The sequence below is a fragment of the Pseudomonas serbica genome, assembly GCF_028823535.1.
GTDB lineage: Bacteria > Pseudomonadota > Gammaproteobacteria > Pseudomonadales > Pseudomonadaceae > Aquipseudomonas > Aquipseudomonas serbica.
The window spans coordinates 67,273-86,706 of sequence record NZ_JAQIYM010000015.1 but is presented as its reverse complement, the minus strand read 5'-3'; the positions used below and the strand labels follow the sequence as shown (position 1 = coordinate 86,706).

Sequence of the window (19,434 nt, the reverse complement as noted above, 5' to 3'; positions counted from 1 at the left end):
AAAAAACCGCCACAGGGGCGGTAGGTAATCGAGTGCGGTTACAGCCGCTCAGCGGCTCGGGAACAAACTTCGAAGCGCTGACGCCTGGTTTGCGGTTTCTTCAAACGCGGATACATCAAGGGCAGCGCTGGGCATGCCCGGCACGACAGCGCGAAGCGTGTCGCCGCCAGCAGCGCTAGACGTGCTGGTCTTGATTTCGGAAATGAGTTTTCGCCGTTCGCTGCGAGGCATGCCGGACTTCGCCAGTGCGGCGTCGAGCTTACGCGCTGAGTGGGCCTGCGCCCCCGTTTCGCTTGGCGCTTGCTCAACCTCGGTTGCGGAAATAAGACCCGTAGCGAACCCCTTCTCGACGGCATTAGATCCGTTCATGTAGGTCTCGGCGTCGAGCATTTTCTCTACCGCAGCTTCCTTTTGCCCGCTGGTGTCTGCGTACAAGCTGATCATGGCGCGATCGAACTCCTCCATGGTATCGGCCAGCTCTCGGATGGCGTGCCGGTTGCCAGCGAAGTACGTCCAGCAGTTGTGGATCATCAGGAACGCGGTCTTGGCAACTTCACGTTTGGCGCCTGCCATGGCGATAACGGATGCCGCCGAAGCGGCCAGGCCAAGCACCTTGATGGTGACCTCTTGCGAATGCTCGATCAGGCGGTTGTAAATCGCGATGCCTTCGAACATGTCGCCACCTGGCGAGTTGATGTAAACGGTGACCGGCTTATCACCAATGGCCCGCAGCGCTGCGTCGACGCGTTTGAGAGTGACGCCCTCGCCGTACCAGTCCTCACCAATAATGCCGTACATGGTAATGGTGTCTGTACCGGCCTCCAGGGCCGCGCGCAGATCCGGGTTCCATAGATCGAGCGCGCGCGGGCTCAGCTCACAGTTGAAACTGCGAGCATTGATATTCAGTGCCATGGTTACTCCTTATGGCCGAGCCAGCTTTTCAAGGCTGTCTGCGCGGCCTGGCCATCGGTGGATTCGCCCAGCTTGTCGATGGGGGTCAAGTTTGTTTGAACCGTTAGCACGCCTGCATTGCCGCCGTGCCGGGGGAGGTTCTCTTTTACCCTGCACTCGTCACGAGTCATGATGCCGTTCTGGGTCATCTGGCTATACCAGGCTGAGCGCCCGGCAGTGTCGGCTTTCAGGAATGCCTCAAGCGAAAATTCGGCGTAGTACGAAACGCGATCTGCCGGAGTCAACAATCGCTTGTTAACGCACTGCTGAATCTGATTGGTAATTGAACTGATGCTAAAGGTCAGGAAGGCAATCATCTGCTGCTCGAGCCCGGTACCCCAGTTACTGCCCGCATCCGTTTTTCCAACCATCCATGGCGGAACGCCGAACCAGCGGCACACCTCTTCAACGCTGTACCCCCTGGACTCGAGCAGCTGAGCATCCACGGGGTTAATCCCAATGGATTCTGGCGTAATTCCCTGCTCAAGCACTGGCGATCGCCCAGCATTCAAAGCCCCCGACACCTGCTTTACATAGTCGCGAAACTCTTCTCGCTGCTCTGGCTTGAGCACGCGATCAACCTTAAATGCCACCGCGGGAAGCAACCCGTTCTTGAACGTTCCATTCGCGGCATCATCCGCGGACATTGCAGCGCCGAAAACATCAGCGCCATAGCGGATGGCTGAAAGACCAACACGCCCGTCCAGGCTAAACGCCGGGATATGCAACATGTCTGAACGCTGGATCTGGCGCCTGGCACCTTTTTTCGGGCGGTACCAGTAGGTGATCCTGCCATCCGCATCCGATTCCAAATCGACACGGCTCGGTAGCAGGAAATCTAAGGCGACAACTCGGTTACCAATACGCAAGATTTCCGCAAATGCATTTCCGCGCAGAAGCATGGCGGCAACCATCGCCTGCCAGAATTGAAACGCCGTCATGTCCTCGTTGGGGCTTGTATGTACGATGTCGTAGAGGCCAAAGTCCCGGGCATCCTTGCGTCCACCGTCAGCTTCGCGTCGATACACACCCATCGGTAGGCCGGCCACCGACGTCGAGATGATCCTGACGCAGGACCAAACCGCCGAGAGCTGCATAGCGTTGTCGACCGTAACGTTCTTGCCCGAGCTGGATTCGCCACCGAGGAACTGCCCCCAAAAGCCGCCGTCGCCCAAGCCGATCTGCCGACCGATCCATTCGTTCAGGGTGTGCCCCAGCGACGCGCTCGGCTTGCGGGCCGCGCGGCCCAGCACGGCCGATAATGATTTAGTCACTGATCAGCCCCTTGCGCACAAATCCAGCGATCAGAAGTAACGCAACGCCTCCGGCGATTAGCGCCCAGCCCAAGCCTTGCAGAACGTAAACGCCTGCAACGGCCGAACCGAACCCGCACAGCGCGAGCAGAATGAATACGTGCAATGGGTTCATACGATGATCGGGTTCCTAATGGCGGCCATGAAGTCATCGTTACCCCGGCCTTCGGGGTTTAAAGAAATCAAGGTCACCGCGTTGAATAGAGCCATCAAGGGATCGATCTTGGCCGAGCCACTGGCTTGCTTGGTGATCAGGATTGAGTTCGCGCGCGGCTCGACTTTCGCATTGCTGACACACCAGGCCATCATGGGTTGGCCACCGTGCTTCATCCCGCCTTCGGCGAGCTTGCGTTCCGCCGTCTTGATCGCCCCGCCGAGCTTCCAGCCCTGGCTGATGGCAACAATTTTTTCCGGGGGAATTTCGCGCTCAATCATCGCGTCATAGATCGCACCAATACCCACAGGGTCGACCCCGACCTTGTCCAGCAAGCCCGACTCTTCCACCTGTTCAACCAGGTCAGCCACCTCAAGCACGTCATCGCCGATTCGCTTTGACAGGGTCAGGTCGCCGTCTTTCTCAAAATCGTGAAAACGAGGGGCTTCTGCCTTTCTTCGCTCGAGCACCGAGGGATGCGCCCAGGCGTGAGTCCAAACCAACCAGTCACGGGTTCGTTTGTCCCGGCCCACCGCGGCAAAGCCCAGCAAGTCGTCCAGGCCACCACCATCGATCCCGATGTCGATGACGTCGCATCGGGCAATTACATCATCGAGGGTGAGCTTCTTTTCAGCTGCGCCGACCCAGTAATCAGCGCCTGCCCACCGATCGGAGCGCAACGCGAGTCCGATCTCGACGTTGAGATGCTTGGACATAAAGCCCAGTATTTCAGCCTCACCGGCCTCCTCCGCCTTTTTCATTTCACGGATCAGGAATTTCTCGCTAACCGAGTACCCCATGTTCGGGTTGGTGATGTAGAAATTCTCGGACTTGCGGTGATCATCAGCCTCAAGGATCTTTTTCGGAAACTCGTAGATCACCGGCAGGAAGTTCGGATCGACAATCGTCCCGTCACGCACGCCCCGGGCGTACTGGAGCTTTTCGCGAAACACGCCCGCCGGGGGCTGGTCAGACTGTGTCGTGAGATAGATCACGAACCCTTCGGGCCTTGACGCGAGCCCACCGGTGGCTTCACGCAGCATGTTGGCCGCGTGCGGGTTCTTGCCGAACAAGTGAAGCTCGTCGACCAGGACGACAGCGGCCTTCTTCCCACCGACAGTGTTTTGATCAGCGGCTACTACCTTCAGCGTGGCACCGGACTCGCGGTGCGTGATCGTCCGAACGTGATCCTGCACATGCAGCAGTGCCGACAGCTCTTCGTCATGTTTGACCATGTCGCGGGCCGGCGCGTAGGCGTTGTTCGCCACCTCGATCGTCGGCGCCAAGATGATGAACTCGGCTGACTGGCGCCAGTTCCGGATCAGCACCGTGAGCATGATCGCAGCAGCGATGGTGCTCTTTGCGTTCTTCTTGCTGATAAGGAGAAAGAACTCCTGAATCAGCCGCTCGCCGGTATTGGAGTTGTAGGCACCGAAAATAGCGCCGGCCAGGTCACTGATCCACGGCGCACAGGATTCGCCAATCAGCGGGCTACCCGGTGCGTCGACAATCCGCAGGTCATTCAGGACCTGCATGCACGCAGCCGCCTCATCTGGAAACAGAGGCGGAAACGGAACCAGCGATTGTCGATGGATGATTCGCGATTCCCAGTCTGGGCACGCTGTGTCCCAGGTGGGTTCGTTCACTTATTTCACCGATCGCAAATGAGTTGGGGGTGGAGGTGCAGCGCCGAACTTGCCTTTGGCAGCCTTCTTCGCGGCATCTTCCTTTTCTTCTTTTTTGCCGCCTTCACCTTTACGCGGATGAATGAACGGCATGAGCGCTTTCGCTGCGTCGACCCGAAGCTTCGCGTCCGCGTCGTAGTCGTTCATGGTCGCGATCAAGAATGCTTTTGGATCGGTGAATGTCATCGCCTTGGAAAAGTCGAAGGAGGATTCGGCATCACCCCGGGCTAGGTCCTCGGCCGGCGGTTTTTCATTGACCGGCTTGGGGCCGGCTTTAACATTTTTGTTAATGGGTGAAGAGGCCAATGCGGCGAGAACGTTCGGGTGTTTGGCCAATCGTGAACCGGCCACCGAAGCGCTGGAGGCCGCATATCCTGCGGCTATCGCTGCGTCTTTGTTGGACGCACCTCTCCTCACAGCGTCGACAAAAGCACGCTGCTTGGTTGTTAACGCCATTAACAAAAAACCTGTGTGGGGGAAAAAATCTGTCCGTGCGGGGGCGAGTGGTGGCCGAGGCTAAACCTCCCACGGTTTTGACCCGCCCCCTCCCTCGGGGATGGGGCACTGGCGTGCCGCAAGCGAAATCGACAACGATTCTCAATTGCAGGAAAGGCGGCGCAACTTCACGCTCGCCCTGCTCCAGCGGCAGCCTCGGCGGCAGTCTTCAGCTTGTGGCACGGGATGCAGAGCGCCTGGAGGTTCTCTTCATCGTCCGACCCACCGCGAGCGCGGTTCACGATGTGATCCACCTCCAGCTGTAGCGTTACCAAGCCACAAGCCCGACATGTGTACTCATCACGCAAAAGAACTGCGGCGCGCTTACGGCGCCAAGGACGCCCTCCTCGCCCTGCCCCCCAGCCTGCTTCACCCTCCGGTCCAACTGGCAGGGCGAAGGACCTGCCTTCGAGTTGTTTCATGCGAGGCGGGAGTGTTTTGAGTCGAGGCATGCATGACTGACCTTTGGCGACAATTTTCTGATTCGCGCAACGTGCCGCGACGAATGCTTTGATCGATCTTCCAGCTTTACGAAATTCCCATTCATCCACCTTCCTTGATAAATGCGCATCAGGGATTAAGGTGTATGGATGACCAACAGGGGGCCAGATGATGGGGGAAGTATTTATCGTGCAAAAACGACCCGCCCACGGAGTTTCGAACGGTTTCTACTACCGAATCGTCGACATTCGTACAGGGGAGGCAGTGAATCGAAATTTCTTACAGGCTGAACAGGCAGACAACCATTGCCGTCAACTGAATGGATTGCTTTCTCACCCCATCACAGCCGACTCTCCTGCGGTCTTCCTAAGGCCTGATTGGTAATTGGTTTCAACTGTCACTTCACCAGCTTCGGCTGTAGGACCACGCGGGCGATCATCACCAGCAGACCCAGTACGCCGTAGGCCACCGGTGGCAGCACAGCCTGAAGTTGCGGCATCAGCTGCTCAGCCACCCCCAGCACTGCGATAGCGCCGCCCGCCTGAACACTGGTCATGCTCAGCGCTTGTTTCCAGTTGTCGATCAGTTGCATGGATCACTCCTGCCGTTTGGGCAATTTGAAGTCGGTGAATCGGTCAGCCAAGGCTGCAACCTTCTTCACGCCGAGCGTGCCGATGCAGGCGCCAACGGCAGCTGCAAGGCTCGATGGGAGGTTGAAGTATTCAAGCAGCGGGAATGCTCCCGCTGTGATCGCACCACACAGGCAGGATTCCAGCAGGGCCTGACGTCGCCCCCCGCCGCCGTAGATGACGCGGAGGAAGGCAATCCAGCACGACAGCGCCGCGGCATAGAACATCGGGGCATGCTGGCTAAGCCAGGCCATGACGATGAGCCATGTTTCTGGGTTCTTCTCTGGCATATGTGGCATCCAGCGTCCTCCCTTGCGGGGAGCGATATAGGTTCGGCCCCAACATCACTCCCAGCTCGGAGCGATGGGTGTGGTGGAGCCGAAAACGAAAAAGCCCCGGCAAATGCCAGGGCTTCGGTATTTCTTGATGTCTTAAGCGCGTGCTTCGCACCCGGGACGAGATGTGTCGATGACCAAGTCGCCTTCAACGCGGAAGCCAATCATCCCGACCAAGAAGGAATGGTTCAACTGGCTCATGACCACATCCGTCAGGCCTACTGCGCAGGTGTCCTGCTGGATGGCGTTATCCATTGCTGTCTTCATGTTTGGGATCCCCGTTGGGAAGATAATCACTGGGTAATTATCCTCTCCAGTGACGCGCTTGCCCTTTACAAATTTCGAGGCATTGATGTTGTAGTTCTTCGTGCTCGCGACGGTCATGTCAGCAACACGAATAGTACAGCCCGAGGTTGCAACAGCAGCAAGAAGTAGGGCAATAGCGGCTTTTTTCATGGGTCCCTCCTAAAATTAGGGCGGGAATATATCAATTGGCCACTACCAAGGACAGGAGTTTCCAACAAAAAAGCCCAGCGATTGGCTGGGCTTTTTTTGTCGTCTCTCATAACTCGCAAGATCGACATGATGGGGCTAATTTATGATCATTCCGCCACTACGTCAAGCGGCGTCGATGAAGATTTCTTCCCGATCGAATATTTCAGTCGCATGGATTACTGCAGCCTCCTCCAACGACTCAAGACGCTTTGCGATGCCGGTCTTCCAGCGTCGGCGCGTCGACTCTGGCTTTCCTTCAATGTCCCAAGTATTCATGTCGTAGAACTCAGCCGGAAGCACGATCATGTCAGTGGAGCGCTTGCCGGCCTGGACTCCCTTGAGCTTCGGTATCGCCCAGGCAGTGAGCGATTTATAGATGAACAGTTGCGGCGCCGGGGACACCATACGAGCTACCAGGCGGCCGATGGCGGCGACCTTATTGGCCTTGTGTGTCGAGTACTTGGCGACCAGAACATCCCACTGAGCAGGCTCGAGCTGACGATGCAGGAGCGCATAGAGGCAGCAGTCGTAATCGAACTTGTCACGCACTGAGAGCGAGCTGCCGGTGCCACCCTGACGAAGGTCGGCGTCGATCAGCTTCTGCCAGGACTGCTTCGTGCTGTTGTCGATGTTGTCAGCGGCCAGTACCCGAACCAGCGTGCCCATCACGTCTTTGTAGATGCCCATGACTCAATCCCCCTTGTAATTCGAGCGGCCGGCGCCGCGACTATTGCTCTGCTGGTATTCATCAACGATGCAGCGTGATGGGTTCTTGTCGACCAACTGACTGCGCTCCCGGCGAACCATCCTGCCCAACTGAACCACCAGGTCTTCGATAAACAGCGGCTCCAGGGTCTGGGCATGAACGAAGCCCGAGGAGTGACAACCGATGCAGTCGAGTTCGTGAAACACCCCTTTGATGATCCCTTTCCCGGCACAGGACGGGCACTCGGTGAGCGGTATCAAACTGCGCACAAGGGCGGGTCCGTGAGTCCTTTTATTCATTTTTAAACCTCGCCTATGGTTGATTCTTGAATGGCCTCGCAGCCCTTGTGTTCTGCGGCTTCCAGCGCATTACCGGAATCTCCGAATCTAAGGCCGGTCAATCCGTGAATCAGGGCAAAACCCTTCTGGTCTAGATGGGTGTGCCACTGTTGCAAGGCATCGCGCTTGCGCCCCATCACGTCCGACTGGATGTACACCTTCACGTTGTGGCCCATCGCGTGGTTGATCAGTAGCTCACCAATCAGGTGGTCAATGCCGAGGTCTGCCCAACCGGTACGGGCCACCTTGCGCAGGTCATGACTGGTCCACTCGCCCTGCCCCAACCGTGCAAACACGGCGCTGGCTTGGCCTTCGCTCAGGGCCTTGCCATTGCGTGCCGGAAACAGGAACTGGCCGTCGTATCCCTTGGCGTACTGACCTTCGCGATAGCTGACGAGCAGCGCGCACACCTGCTCGGTCAATGGCAGGTGGTGCTCGACGCCGGTCTTGGTGTGTTCGGCCGGAATGAACCACTCACGCTCGGCCAGGCTGATGTGCGACCACCGTGCCTGCCGGGTTTCGCCGATACGCGTGCCGTGGCAGAGCATCATCAGGGCGAGCATGGCATCCAGCGGCGCGGGCTCCATGACGGCGGCCAGTTGTTCCAGCAGGCCCGACAGCTGCACACCACGAAGGCGCGACGGCTTGATCCCGACCTTCGCCTTGGAGAAGTCGTTGAACTTGATGGTCGCCATCGGGTTGGCCGAGATAAGCCCCAGCTTGAACGCCTGGCGGAAGGCCAGGGCCAGCAGCTGGAACACCGAGCGCACGTAGTCGATAGAAATGCTTTCCTGCAGTGGCCACATGAGCTGGCTGTCGAGGGTAGCCTTGTCGATGCCGGTCAGTGGCAGGTCACCCAGGCGCGGCCTCAGGTGACATTTGATGGCCGAAGCACCGGTCTTCTTGCGCTTGCTCGACAGGTTGCGGTCGCGGGACATGCGTTCTGCGTACCAGGTCAGCAGCTCGCCGACAGTGGCCCACTTCGACAGGTTCGCGCCGGTCCCGGCTTCCAGCCGCAGGCGGATGGCCGGCAGCGCCGCGACCACCTGCTTGGTGTTGAGGTCCGGGAAGGCGCCTATTCGCTTCCACTCACCCTTCACCACCAGGTACCAGGACGCACGTGCGCGAGCCCGGGTGAAGCGCAGGTACAGGCCGCGATTCTCGATGTCGCGCAGATCCCGGACATCGCCGGCAGCCTGCCGTTTGATCTCGGCGTCGGACATCTTCACGGCGGCGCTGGTCATGCGGCCACCACTGTAGGAGCGAGCCGAATGTAGGCGCGGATCTGCTCCATCGTGTCGAAGTGCCCGCGGCACACCACCGCCAGATACCCTTGGGCATTGAGCTTGCGAATCCGTTCATGCTGGCTGGACGAAATCGCGGCATCGTTGGGTGGCGTGGCCTTGAATTCGATGTACAAACCAAAGAACCCGCCGCGGGCTATCGGCAGGACCAGATCGGGAATGCCGGCCTTCACGCCCTGGGCCTTCAACTTCGCGGCAACGGCCTTCACGCGATGCCCGCCGTTCGGGACGTGATAGATCAGGTCAGCGACCCCGGCCATGCGGGCACGAAGCTCAGCCATCAATGCGGCCTGCTCCAGCCCCTCACGGTCGACTGGCTTGGCCCTGGCGGTTCTGGTCTTGAACAACTTCATGTCAGCGGGCTTCATTTGCGGTCACCACGCGTTTTAAGGTACCGGTCATTCAGGCGACGGCACACTTCGTACAGCGCCCAACTAGCAAGGATCATCAGGACGAGCAAAGTCTTTGGGTCAATCATGCAGCCCCCTTCACGGTGAGTATTCCGGCCCGGATCAGGGCCTCATGTGTTTCAGCGATAGCCCGCGGCATATCCGACCAATCCACCTCGCCGGCGGCGCGGCCATCGATCACGTCATGGCAGGCAGTGCAGGCGTACACCGCCACGGTGTCGAAGCCTTTCATGTCCATGCCCTTCTGCCCGCACGGCAGATGGGCGAGCACGGTGGTGGCCGGGTTGAAGTTGCAGACGCTCGGCAGGCGGACGGTGCAGTCCTGTCCATTGGCCGAGGCGCGGAGTTTCTTCGAGGTCACGCGCATACCCGCTCCCCCGTAGTGATATCGATGACTTCGCAGGTGGATGGCCACATCGACTGCCCGAACCGCAGAGCTGCTGCCGAGTCCGAAAACAACGCCACTGCGCGGTCTGGCTGGTAGCCCAGGTCCCACTTGTAGCCGCAGCAGTGCACGGCAAAGCGGTACTCGGCAGGGTCAGTGGGCGCGAGATAAGGGTTAGGCATGATGATCAGCTCCCACGGCACGCGGCGAACGCGTCAAACCGAAGCCGCGCAGGAGCTGCTCCCGGGCGGACTGCCCGTCAGTGGGAATGCCCAACCGCGAAACCTGGGCCTGCGCAACTCGCTCAGTCAGCTCAGAGGCCTGCTCGAGTGGGGACTTGCTACCGTCATGGCCAATACCAACGGCGATCTCTTCCAACGGAAGCCCCTTCACCAGCCTGCGAATCGTGATGTCGTAAGCCCGATCGAAAACCTTGCTGGCTTTCTCGGGAATCTGGTCGCAGAGGTTGTGGATCTCACATTGGAGCGCGGCGTGCCGTACAGCCGGATGAGACCAAGTGCGCTCGCCAAATCGGCTCGGGTGCGAATTATCCAGGGCTTCGCGGAAGGCCCTGTCGTGCGAAGGGATACCCAGCATTTCCGGGGTGGGCTGGCACCACTTAATGAACTTACCGACGCTGGGCGCGAAGTCGCCGCCGAGGTTTCGGCAATTCTGGATGCCGTACCGGATCTGCTCGATCTGGTTGATACCCTCGGCGATGAACGCTTTAATCCAGCTACGCTTCGCCGCGTCCAGGGTTTCGTCGTCTGGCCACGCCTGACGCCAAGCCGGAAAGATGGCCTTGAGTTCCTTGAATAGAGCGTTGACGACTTCGGCGGTCCCCGGGGCGAGCTGAGTCGGCACCGACGGAATAACCGGGGGCAAATTGCCCATGGTCTGTAGGAGCATGGTGGCGCTTTTGACGGTCGGCTTTTTCGCAGGTGCGTTCATCACAGACCTCCAAGGTCGTCAGCCCAGCTGGTGCTATCGAAGTCAGGCGCCTTGCCCTGCCCCGACGCCTTGACGCGCTCACGCTTCACCCACTGCACCAACCGGAAGCACCAGCCAGCAGCCGAGTCAACGGTGGTGGGCTTGGCCACGAAGAAACCCTTGAACGCACGGACGGCTGCGTCAGGTACTGCGTCAGCAGGCAGACCAGCAATCGCGATCTGGTCGGATAGGGATTTGGCATTCGGCTCCCAGGCAGCGAACATGGCGAAGCGTTGGCGATCATCCGGCGCATCGACGGCGGCCTGGTCCAGTCGAGAAATTTCATCAGCAAACTCGCGCTGCAGCTGCTCTTCGGTTACCTGATGGTTAAGTGATGGATTGGGTGCAGATTCTGCACCCCGGTCTGTTCCAGACTGCACCCCGTTCTGTTGTGAGTTGCACCCCGTTGCGTCATCTGCACCCCGTTTTGTACGGGGTGCAGGATTTGCACCCCGCGAAAGCTGTAGGTCGTAAACGACTGGGCGGCGGTCATGACGATCAATGTGCACCGCGGCGATGGCTTGGTTGCCCTTCTGGATCAGGCCGACCTTCTCCAGATCGTCCAGCTTGTAGCGAACGGTGCGCTCGGAAAGGCCGGTGTCTTGAGCCAGAGTTGAGGCCGACGGGAATGCACCAGCGCCGTTAGATCCGGCGTAGTTGGCCAGGCACAGCAATACATGACGTGCGCTTGAGTCTTTCAGGGACTCGGTGGGCAAAGAAAGCGCCCAGGACATTGCTTGAACGCTCACAACGAGTTTCCTTGGAGTTGTTCGGCTAGGGTGGTGATACCGCGGCGAGTGACCATGACCTGCTCGACGACTTTGAGCTCTACGCGTTCGGTACCGACCTTCACCAGCTTGTGCTCAAGCAGCCCGGACGACAGGCGCGGTTGGAACGCAGACCAACTGGAGTGACTGGTCCGGCGATAGATCCAGCGGTTGTCGCTCAGCCACTTGAATAACCGAAGAGGCGCCACGCCAAGTTGCTTGGCCGCGCTGGTGATGCATACGGACCCATGGGTATTGGCGAGGCGATTCAACGCTTCGACCTTCGGCGCCTGCTTTTGGATGACGGCCTGAAGTTGAAGATTTTGCTCTGCTTGGTCGGCAGCGAGCCTGAGGGCGTCAGGGAGATTCTGCGGAACCGTGACAACCTGTCGTGACACGTTTTCGAGTTCGCCTAAACGTGTCACGACACAATGGCGAAGCGGAGTGCTGTAGCCTGTGAGCAACGTCATGACCAGGTCGTGACCGAGGAAGTATTCGGTTTGAGCACGGTTACGCTCGTCCCGGTAGATGCATCCAAAAGTGGATGCATCGATATTCAGCTCGGCAAGGTTGCGCTTGATGTCGCGGACGACGTGGTGATGGTGCTTGCCGGTAAGGTCAGCGATCTCACGGCTCGACATGGTGACCGTATTGCTTGGAGCGACGATCGTGTTCATAATGGCCCCACTGTGTTTTATAAGTTGTTGAAAGAGCCGGGTTGCAGCCCGGCTTTTTTGTGCCTTTTATTCAGGCCGCCTTGAGCGACTCGCGCAGAACATGGAGCGCCTCAATGGCCTCCAGAATGGCTTTCTCGCCCTGGGCTTTTTCGTGCTGACTGATGTGGTTGTCCTCGGCAGCATCAAAAATCAGCCGGCCAACATCTCCGCACTCAGCCGAAAGCTGACCAAGCGCAACCATCAACGGCTTGACCGCTGGCTTTTCCCGCGCGACCAAATCAAAACCGAATCGATCAGCCAACGCCGCCAACGGGCGCATGTCACTGGTGTGCAACAAGATCCCGAACAGATGTTCGATGGTCAGATGGTGAGCGTCGTTATCCGGGTTCGAGCGCTGGAGCAGGCTCACATGCGGAACACCCATCTTGGCGCTCAGCGACTTTGCTTCGTTGTCCTTGACCGCGTCGTGGCAGGCCCGCAGGAACTTGTCCATTCGTAAAACCTCGTTTCTGTTTCCGTGGTGGCGTTATGCCAACCAGGAGATCATTCGTTCATCAACTGATCAGGGACGACCCCATGACCATTTCTTCTTCCAGTCCCGAAACAGGGACCAGCGTCAATCTTAAAATCTGCAACCGGCCTGCCTTCCCTGCCGTGGGGTCCCTAATGAGGACCGGTGCTCATCGCTTGGGAGCGAAGGCAATCACGTTGCTATCAATCGGCACGTTGTCGCTTGCCGCCTTCTTGAGTCCCGGCATGGCCATTCGCAAAATCTGCGAGGCCAATGCATCCGGGGTGATCCCGATCTCCGACGCCCATCGCGCCAGGTCTTCTGTGTCGCCCTTCCTTAAGTCCACAACTGCACTGGGCATGAATCCCCCTCTACGGCCTTCTCAGGCCCTTCTTTTCTCCAGCTCAAACGGCAGCTCTCCGAGCGTTCGCTTGACCTCAAGCGCGGCCTCGATGATTTCTCGGCTAAGCACGCTGTGTTGAAGCTTCATGTCGCGGGCAACGTCCTTCAGTTCCTGAAAGACTTCGTCGTCGAGACGTACTTTCACTTGGTGTTCGTGTCGATGCGCTTTGTCGTCGTAGGCCATAGGTTCACTTCCGCTTTCGGGGTGGCGAGGCTTGGGTTAGGCGGCGGAAAAGGTTTGGCGGGGCGCAAGGCTGATCTGCCCCCAAGGGAAAGATGGGCAAAGGTCGGCCTTTTTGATTTGGCCCTCGGTCAATGCCTCGATTTGCAACGCTCGCTTTGCTGGTACAGCGCGCTCGCCTGAGCACCATTGGTTGACGGTTGGCGCTGTAACCCGCAGGAGGCGCGCCATCTCCGCCTGGCTGCCCAGCAAGCGGGATGCTTCTTTGGCTGCTTCTGCTGATTTCATGATTTCTCTCCTGGAGATTGGAAGTGAATATAAGGCATTACCTTATCTACGACAAGCCATTGCCTAACCAATCAGCCAGTAGGCTTAATTAGGCAATGCTTACCGGACCAGAATTAGGCGCAGCTATTGAGGCTGCGCGGATCGCCAAGGGCGTATCGAAAAAGAAACTCGCAGACGACTTCCATGTGAAGCCTCCGTCGATACAGGGCTGGGTTAAAAACGGCCGGATCGACAAATCGAAGCTGATGGATGTGATCGCCTATTTCGCTGATGACGTTGGCCCTGAGCACTGGGGACTACGACCTGGCTTCGTTTACGAGCGCTCGGAGAAGGATCTCGACGTTTCGATTGATACGAGCGATGCCCAGCCACCCGCATCATCCGCCGCCGAGATGGTCAGGCAGATGCTCGAAAAGCAAGGAAGGGGATTGTCCGAAGATTCTCGCAGGCGATTACTTGCAGCTGCCGAAAGCGAAAATGGCGGTGGCGCAATCGAGATCGACTACTACCGTCCCGGTGCAATGGGTGATGAAGTGTGGATCGCGCATTACGATGTCCGCGCCGCTATGGGTGGCGGGCAAATTCCACACGATTATCCGGAGATGCTCCAAGATGTGAGGGTAAGCCCCCAACATCTTCGTGAGATGGGAGTTGAATTCAAGGAACACTTCCATCTAAAGATGGTGACAGGGTGGGGTCAGTCGATGGCGCCAACGATCAAGCACCGCGACCCTCTCCTCGTCGATATCAGCATCCGTGAATTCACTGGTGATGGGATCTACATGTTCTCTTGGGAAGGCCACCTTTACATCAAGCGTCTCCAGTGGCTGGGCGACGAGCATATCAACATGCTCTCTGATAACCCTCGGCATCCGCCTCAAACTATCAGGGCTGAAGAGACCTACATCCAGGCGCGCGTGCTGCTGGTGTGGAATGCGCACTTGGTTTGATGCAGCATCAGTTGCTGGCGGTTTCGCACCTAGGTGTTAACCCGGTTAACTGTTTTCCGGAGTGCTATTAAAGGTTCAGCGGTCTACCTTTGGCACATGGAAGTCCCAGCCGATCTGGAACAAGGGCTTGTGGCATGGCGCACTCACTTCAATACCAAATAGGCGAATCCATCCGCACCATTGAGGCCGAGGTGGCCAGACTTCTCGATGTGGTGGACGCTCTAAAAGAAGCTGGAAGTGACGAATTGGCTGAGTCTGTCTTGTCTCAGGCACACAAGATTCTTGAGGCTGCGATAGCGTTGAGAATCGCTGCGGCAAGCTGAGCCACACAGGGTCGACTGGCGGGTTGCAAATAAGGTGAGCGTTGGAAGGATTCGGCGGGATTTGTTTCCGCTCAAAACTCCAAAAAACAAGCAACTCCCTGTAAACGGCTACCCAATGAGGAAACAGAGGAACAGTAACGCAGCGGCGACTGAAGCGGAAGCCCTCCTCGATGCTTTGGACGTATTAAACCGGGCGCTTGATCGAATCAGGATTGGCGGGAGTGGTGCTCAGTTAAGCCGGTTAGATCACCGCGGAGCCTATCACGACAGATGGAAAAACTGCGCAGATTCGCCTTGTGAGGCGGAGATGCATCATCTAGAACTACAATGCATTGGATATACCCCTTCGCTGACCCATCGTGAATTTTCTAGGTTTGGAGCGACGTTTCTCACGAAAAACTTGACGAAACCCCAAATAAATTAGACATTCGCTTAAATTTCCAAGCGTTGATGACATGTCCCTAGACATCACTATACCCTCTCAAGACCTTCTGCGGCTGATAGATGCCTCTCTAAACGCGGACTACACCAGCGTGAGGCAAATCTCAAACCGCATCGCCTCTCATTCCGCTTCGTTTGCTCCCGAGGTGAGCAAGAAGATCAAGCTTGCGATTCGAAGAAATGGCGTCCCGCTTAGAGCATCTGGTTACTCCGAAAACCTTCCTACCGATCCAAAATCAAGGAGTGCCTTGGTAGAGGAGCAAGCTTGGCCGGTATGTCCCGTTTTTTTAAATGAGAGTCTGAAGAAGACATTCGAGTCGTTCATCTCTAGCGTAAAAAATTACGAGTTGTTATTAAAAAATGGCCTTACGGGCAGAATGAACCTGCTGATGTCCGGCCCGCCGGGAACTGGTAAAACATTAGTTGCCGGACATATTGCATCCGCTTTAAATATGCCACTTTACGTGGTTAGACTCGACTCATTAGTTTCTTCTTTGCTAGGAGATACTGCGAAGAACATTAGAAGCGTTTTCGATTTTGTGCCCGAAAAAAACGGGATTATATTCTTAGATGAATTTGACGCCATTGCAAAACTACGTAACGACCACCATGAACTTGGCGAATTAAAAAGAGTTGTAAACACTCTCATCCAAGCTATCGATTCGCTCGATGATAGAGCCATTGTCATTGCTGCAACCAACCATGCCGAATTATTAGATAGAGCGATATGGCGTAGATTCCCTTACCGAATGGATTTCGAACAGCCAGACATAGACCTAAGGGCACATTTATGGGATCACTTTCTTTTTCAAGACCAGGGCGACGCCACAACTACGTCAGCCCTTGCGAAAATATCATCTAACTTGAGCGGCGCTGATATTGAATCAATATCACTTTCAGCACGGCGCCTGTCAGTTATATCCGACACAAAGCTTGACTTACAAGATGTTGCTATTGACTCTATCCGCAGCGCACACCCCGACATAAATATATTATCAGGGGAGCAACTTAATAAAAAAGAACTCTGCCGAACACTACACCAACAGTTCAGATTAAACCAAGTTGAAATACTATCAATAATAAAAACCAGCCGCCAAACACTCTCAACATATCTAAAGGAATAGTAGCATGGTAAGTCGGCCATTAGTAAACCCTGTCTTGAAGCTTCTAAAGTCCCCCGTACCGAAAACTGTTCCTGGCGGAGGCAAAAATGCAAAGGGAATTAAATCTGAATTATTGGACAGCAAAAGACAACGCCTTTCAACGAGCGTTAAGAACATTGACAAGGCCGACATTGACAATCTTACCTTTTCCGGGGTTGTTCATCTAATTGCAAAAATGGATGACGACTCTCTTTCACCCAGTTGGACACCAACGGATGTTTTCGACTCCAGATCAAACTGTAGGATCGTCGCGCCAGCTTACAAAGGTTTTTTGGTTGAAATTGAGAGGAGCAAACTAGAAAAACTATCAAACCACCTATCTTCTACCAATAAAACCAATGACATGGTTGATATTTCTCGCATCTCGAGTATTGATGCGTACGATTTAGCTGAAACGTTGAGAGGGTCGTCTGAAGAAGACTTCTGGAAATCATTGCCTTCCGAGGGTAATGACAAAGCCCTGAACATTTGGTTGAAACCGTTCAAAAGCCAGCCAGCAAGAAAAGCGCTCATAAAAAAACTCAAGTCTGCCCTGTCAAAGACAAACTGTACATTAGGACATCCGGAATTTGAGAACGCTTGGGGCTCAACCAGTGATGAAACCTTATCAGACAATCTTGAAGACGTTCTTGATAACTACTTAGATTTAGGAAACGCTGTCTTTTCACTTAACTTTTCGACCAAACAAGACTTTCAACATATAATATCTTCAGGAGCGGTATACCGAATCGAGCCGGCTCCTAGTGTGAGAATATCTTCTGCGCCAGGAAATGGTAAAGACCCCATTCCGGCGACCGTATCCAAGACGTCACCGACAGTGTTAATCATTGACGGTGGTGTTAGCGCACGGAGTTACCTTCCCCTCCAAAAAATACCGTTGCCACCTCTGGTTCAGGATTCTCATGCCAACCAAAGCCATGGTAACAAAGTTGCATCTTTGATTTGCCACGCTCATGCCTGGAATAATAATAGGCCATTGCCAGAGTTAGACTGCACTTTTATCTCTGCGCAAGCAATATGCAAAGATAGTGCTCCAAGGGCACCCAATCATCGCCAACTGCTCAAGTATCTTGATCAAGTTGCACAACTAACTTCAAATCACGCAAAAGTTTGGAACTTATCATTCAATCAAGTCGCATCTAAAAACCCCAAAGACGAAGTCAGTTATTTAGGACACGAAATAAGTAAACTAGCAAGAAAATACAACATCCTTCCTGTTATCTCTGCTGGAAACAACAACCACAACCCGAAGCGCAAACTCATATGCCCGCCTGCAGACTGCGAAGCGGCTTTGACAATCAGTGGTCGAACCTACGATAGTTCTTCAAAATCTTTGGGCGATGGTTGCAAACAAAGTTTACGAGGACCGTCACCCGCAGGAATGCGAAAACCAGATTTATCATGGTTCTCGGAGCTACGAATGATTGGGGGTGTGATTGAAACTGGCACTAGCTTTAGCACGCCGTTGGTCTCGTCCCTCGCTGCACATGCATTCTCTAATATTAAGGAGGCAACTCCAGACTTGGTTAGAGCTCTGCTCATCAACCGTGCAGAACTTATGGCCCATAGCAACACAATTGGGTGGGGGACACCTTGGAATGAAAGTAACCTGCCATGGTTCTGTGCACCTGGCGATGTGACTTTAGCTTGGACATCAAAATTACAACCTGGCTTCAATTACTATTGGAACGATATTCCAATCCCTCCAGAGCTTATCAAAGATGGTAAATTTGTTGGCCACGTGGCCCTTACCGCGGTATTGAACCCTTTGGTATCGAACTCCGTAGGTGAAAATTATTTTTCATCTCGCCTCCAGACATCTTTGCAGGCCACCTCTGCTGCAGGAAGCACCATTAGTCTAGCGGGTAGCATGCGAGAAGATAAGGAAAAGGAAGCGATAGCGAGATCCGACTTGTCAAAATGGAACCCTATCAGAAATCATTTTAAGCCTCACAAGGGAACAGGCATTAGTGGGTCTACTATGCGTTTGAATGCCCGCATTTTCACTCGTGATCTTTATCAATACGACATGAGTCATCATTCTGAACTTCCCCCTCAGGAAGTAGCATTCGTTCTGACTCTCAGCGCACTGGATGAGGATAGCTCTCTTTACGACTCCACCGTACAAAGCATGCGTGCAGAGTTAGAGAGCGCAGTACTGAATCAAGAAATACAGGTGAGCTGAAACCATTCCTTCTTTTGATTCCGCCCGGCCCAACGCCGGGTTTTTTGCTTCCTTCTGACACGCCTTCGTTACCCAGCACAGTGCAATCTGCCTGATGGATTTGGCTACGTAGTTAGTGAGCCCGGTCTAGTGCCGGGCTTTTCCATTAATGACTTGCACATAATTCAACGGCGCCTGACATAGGTTGTACTCAGCTCCTTCAATTATTAGCCCGTGTCCCCCAGCACGCCCCACCACTATGTTCTGCCCTCAAGTCCTTCTCTGGCTTGAGGAAAAACTACGCCAGCATTCCTAATCATTTGTCGCCACTCTGGCCCGATTATCAGCCCCTCCTGCTCCATCAAGTCTGCCATCTTCAACAGCTCGTCATATTGCTCTTCAGCATCCATTCGAATCTCGGGCTGAGCAAGAAGCTTCAGCCAATCTGTAAGCGCCTGCTTTTTTCGATCGTTAAACATGTGTGCATCCTCTGTCGACTTCAACGGTAGAGGCACATGCAAAAATAGCGTTCAGGGTTGGCGACGTATGGCAGCACGCCCGGGCCGCCGCAACCCATAGCCGGCTACCGAGCGGGCTTTTTTCACAAGTCAGAAAGGCGCTGGCTCTTCTTCCGGCTCCGACACTTCTACAGGTCGTTCGTCTTCAGCACTGGCCTCCCACTTAAGCGTCACCGACTCGTCGTCATTGAATGTCATGTCTATGCCGTCCGTCTCGGACAACAAGCCCATCACCTCATCCCACTCTCGCTCACCATCCGTGTCGAGCCTATGGATCATCACCCAGCGCTGGGTCTGCGCTACAGGGTGATTGATCATCGACGACACGCGCAATCCAAGCCTTTCAATCCCGCTGATCTCACGACGCTCAATTGGTTTTTCCTGCTTCTTGGGCTTTGCCATTCACACCTCCTAAGTG

At 55.5% G+C, this 19,434-nt stretch carries 28 protein-coding genes; 4 read left to right on the top strand and 24 right to left on the bottom strand.

The window, feature by feature from the left end:
• Positions 1–48 precede the first annotated feature (48 nt).
• The 22 genes from NQL71_RS23680 to NQL71_RS23575 form a co-directional block, all read right to left on the bottom strand.
• The gene (locus tag NQL71_RS23680; protein ID WP_274643408.1) at positions 49–912 is read right to left on the bottom strand and encodes a head maturation protease, ClpP-related; all 864 of its coding nucleotides are present in this window, start codon (positions 910–912) and stop codon (positions 49–51) included.
• Positions 913–914: 2 nt separating this feature from the next.
• Complete coding sequence (locus NQL71_RS23675) at positions 915–2,225, bottom strand: phage portal protein (RefSeq protein WP_274643407.1); 1,311 nt, start codon at positions 2,223–2,225, stop codon at positions 915–917.
• Complete coding sequence (locus NQL71_RS23670) at positions 2,218–2,379, bottom strand: hypothetical protein (RefSeq protein WP_274643406.1); 162 nt, start codon at positions 2,377–2,379, stop codon at positions 2,218–2,220. Before NQL71_RS23670 ends, NQL71_RS23675 begins: the two co-directional genes overlap by 8 nt.
• A complete protein-coding gene (locus NQL71_RS23665) occupies positions 2,376–3,953 on the bottom strand; it encodes a terminase large subunit (RefSeq protein ID WP_274643405.1) in 1,578 nt (525 codons plus the stop codon). Before NQL71_RS23665 ends, NQL71_RS23670 begins: the two co-directional genes overlap by 4 nt.
• Before the next feature lie 111 nt (positions 3,954–4,064).
• Positions 4,065–4,559: a terminase small subunit gene (locus NQL71_RS23660; protein WP_274643404.1), complete on the bottom strand. Its 495-nt coding sequence runs from the start codon at positions 4,557–4,559 to the stop codon at positions 4,065–4,067.
• Between the two features lie 167 nt (positions 4,560–4,726).
• Positions 4,727–5,020 (bottom strand): HNH endonuclease, encoded by a 294-nt coding sequence (locus NQL71_RS23655; protein WP_274643452.1) that lies wholly within the window; start codon positions 5,018–5,020, stop codon positions 4,727–4,729.
• Positions 5,021–5,436: 416 nt separating this feature from the next.
• Positions 5,437–5,631 carry a DUF7940 domain-containing protein gene (locus tag NQL71_RS23650; RefSeq protein ID WP_274643403.1) on the bottom strand — a complete coding sequence of 65 codons (195 nt, stop codon included), beginning with the start codon at positions 5,629–5,631 and terminating at the stop codon, positions 5,437–5,439.
• Positions 5,632–5,634: 3 nt separating this feature from the next.
• Positions 5,635–5,967: a phage holin, lambda family gene (locus NQL71_RS23645; protein ID WP_274643402.1), complete on the bottom strand. Its 333-nt coding sequence runs from the start codon at positions 5,965–5,967 to the stop codon at positions 5,635–5,637.
• Between the two features lie 132 nt (positions 5,968–6,099).
• Positions 6,100–6,459 (bottom strand): hypothetical protein, encoded by a 360-nt coding sequence (locus NQL71_RS23640; RefSeq protein ID WP_274643401.1) that lies wholly within the window; start codon positions 6,457–6,459, stop codon positions 6,100–6,102.
• A gap of 162 nt (positions 6,460–6,621) precedes the next feature.
• Complete coding sequence (locus NQL71_RS23635) at positions 6,622–7,185, bottom strand: hypothetical protein (protein WP_274643400.1); 564 nt, start codon at positions 7,183–7,185, stop codon at positions 6,622–6,624.
• Between the two features lie 3 nt (positions 7,186–7,188).
• Positions 7,189–7,473, bottom strand: a complete 285-nt coding sequence (locus NQL71_RS23630) for a hypothetical protein (protein WP_274643399.1) — start codon at positions 7,471–7,473, stop codon at positions 7,189–7,191.
• A gap of 32 nt (positions 7,474–7,505) precedes the next feature.
• The gene (locus NQL71_RS23625; protein WP_274643398.1) at positions 7,506–8,786 is read right to left on the bottom strand and encodes a tyrosine-type recombinase/integrase; all 1,281 of its coding nucleotides are present in this window, start codon (positions 8,784–8,786) and stop codon (positions 7,506–7,508) included.
• Positions 8,783–9,214 (bottom strand): VRR-NUC domain-containing protein, encoded by a 432-nt coding sequence (locus NQL71_RS23620; RefSeq protein ID WP_274643397.1) that lies wholly within the window; start codon positions 9,212–9,214, stop codon positions 8,783–8,785. The genes NQL71_RS23625 and NQL71_RS23620 overlap by 4 nt, the downstream gene beginning before the upstream one ends.
• A gap of 106 nt (positions 9,215–9,320) precedes the next feature.
• Positions 9,321–9,623, bottom strand: a complete 303-nt coding sequence (locus tag NQL71_RS23615; protein WP_274643396.1) for a nuclease domain-containing protein — start codon at positions 9,621–9,623, stop codon at positions 9,321–9,323.
• Positions 9,614–9,823 (bottom strand): hypothetical protein, encoded by a 210-nt coding sequence (locus NQL71_RS23610; RefSeq protein ID WP_274643395.1) that lies wholly within the window; start codon positions 9,821–9,823, stop codon positions 9,614–9,616. The genes NQL71_RS23615 and NQL71_RS23610 overlap by 10 nt, the downstream gene beginning before the upstream one ends.
• A complete protein-coding gene (locus NQL71_RS23605) occupies positions 9,816–10,550 on the bottom strand; it encodes a replication protein P (protein WP_425520692.1) in 735 nt (244 codons plus the stop codon). The genes NQL71_RS23610 and NQL71_RS23605 overlap by 8 nt, the downstream gene beginning before the upstream one ends.
• A gap of 41 nt (positions 10,551–10,591) precedes the next feature.
• Complete coding sequence (locus NQL71_RS23600) at positions 10,592–11,365, bottom strand: helix-turn-helix domain-containing protein (RefSeq protein ID WP_274643451.1); 774 nt, start codon at positions 11,363–11,365, stop codon at positions 10,592–10,594.
• Between the two features lie 11 nt (positions 11,366–11,376).
• A complete protein-coding gene (locus tag NQL71_RS23595) occupies positions 11,377–12,075 on the bottom strand; it encodes a phage antirepressor KilAC domain-containing protein (RefSeq protein ID WP_274643393.1) in 699 nt (232 codons plus the stop codon).
• Positions 12,076–12,145: 70 nt separating this feature from the next.
• Complete coding sequence (locus NQL71_RS23590; protein ID WP_274643392.1) at positions 12,146–12,568, bottom strand: phage regulatory CII family protein; 423 nt, start codon at positions 12,566–12,568, stop codon at positions 12,146–12,148.
• A 187-nt stretch (positions 12,569–12,755) separates the two neighbouring features.
• Positions 12,756–12,947 (bottom strand): hypothetical protein, encoded by a 192-nt coding sequence (locus NQL71_RS23585; protein WP_274643391.1) that lies wholly within the window; start codon positions 12,945–12,947, stop codon positions 12,756–12,758.
• A gap of 21 nt (positions 12,948–12,968) precedes the next feature.
• Entirely contained in the window at positions 12,969–13,172 is a 204-nt protein-coding gene (locus NQL71_RS23580) for a hypothetical protein (RefSeq protein WP_020799051.1), read from the bottom strand.
• Positions 13,173–13,208: 36 nt separating this feature from the next.
• Positions 13,209–13,457: a transcriptional regulator gene (locus NQL71_RS23575; RefSeq protein WP_274643390.1), complete on the bottom strand. Its 249-nt coding sequence runs from the start codon at positions 13,455–13,457 to the stop codon at positions 13,209–13,211.
• Positions 13,458–13,552: 95 nt separating this feature from the next.
• Between NQL71_RS23575 and NQL71_RS23570 the strand changes: the two genes are divergently transcribed.
• The 4 genes from NQL71_RS23570 (at position 13,553) to NQL71_RS23555 (ending at position 18,519) form a co-directional block, all read left to right on the top strand.
• On the top strand, positions 13,553–14,407 hold the full coding sequence (locus tag NQL71_RS23570) for a S24 family peptidase (protein ID WP_274643389.1): 855 nt from the start codon (positions 13,553–13,555) through the stop codon (positions 14,405–14,407).
• 134 nt (positions 14,408–14,541) lie between these two features.
• Positions 14,542–14,730 (top strand): hypothetical protein, encoded by a 189-nt coding sequence (locus NQL71_RS23565; RefSeq protein ID WP_274643388.1) that lies wholly within the window; start codon positions 14,542–14,544, stop codon positions 14,728–14,730.
• 455 nt (positions 14,731–15,185) lie between these two features.
• Positions 15,186–16,295, top strand: coding sequence for an AAA family ATPase (locus tag NQL71_RS23560; protein WP_274643387.1), 1,110 nt, complete (start codon positions 15,186–15,188; stop codon positions 16,293–16,295).
• A gap of 4 nt (positions 16,296–16,299) precedes the next feature.
• Positions 16,300–18,519, top strand: a complete 2,220-nt coding sequence (locus NQL71_RS23555) for a S8 family peptidase (protein ID WP_274643386.1) — start codon at positions 16,300–16,302, stop codon at positions 18,517–18,519.
• A 236-nt stretch (positions 18,520–18,755) separates the two neighbouring features.
• Here NQL71_RS23555 and NQL71_RS23550 read toward each other — a convergent pair whose 3' ends face one another.
• Together NQL71_RS23550 and NQL71_RS23545 are read right to left on the bottom strand one after the other, a co-directional pair.
• Positions 18,756–18,977 (bottom strand): hypothetical protein, encoded by a 222-nt coding sequence (locus NQL71_RS23550; protein ID WP_274643385.1) that lies wholly within the window; start codon positions 18,975–18,977, stop codon positions 18,756–18,758.
• A 129-nt stretch (positions 18,978–19,106) separates the two neighbouring features.
• Positions 19,107–19,418 carry a DUF1654 domain-containing protein gene (locus NQL71_RS23545; RefSeq protein ID WP_274643384.1) on the bottom strand — a complete coding sequence of 104 codons (312 nt, stop codon included), beginning with the start codon at positions 19,416–19,418 and terminating at the stop codon, positions 19,107–19,109.
• Positions 19,419–19,434: the final 16 nt, after the last annotated feature.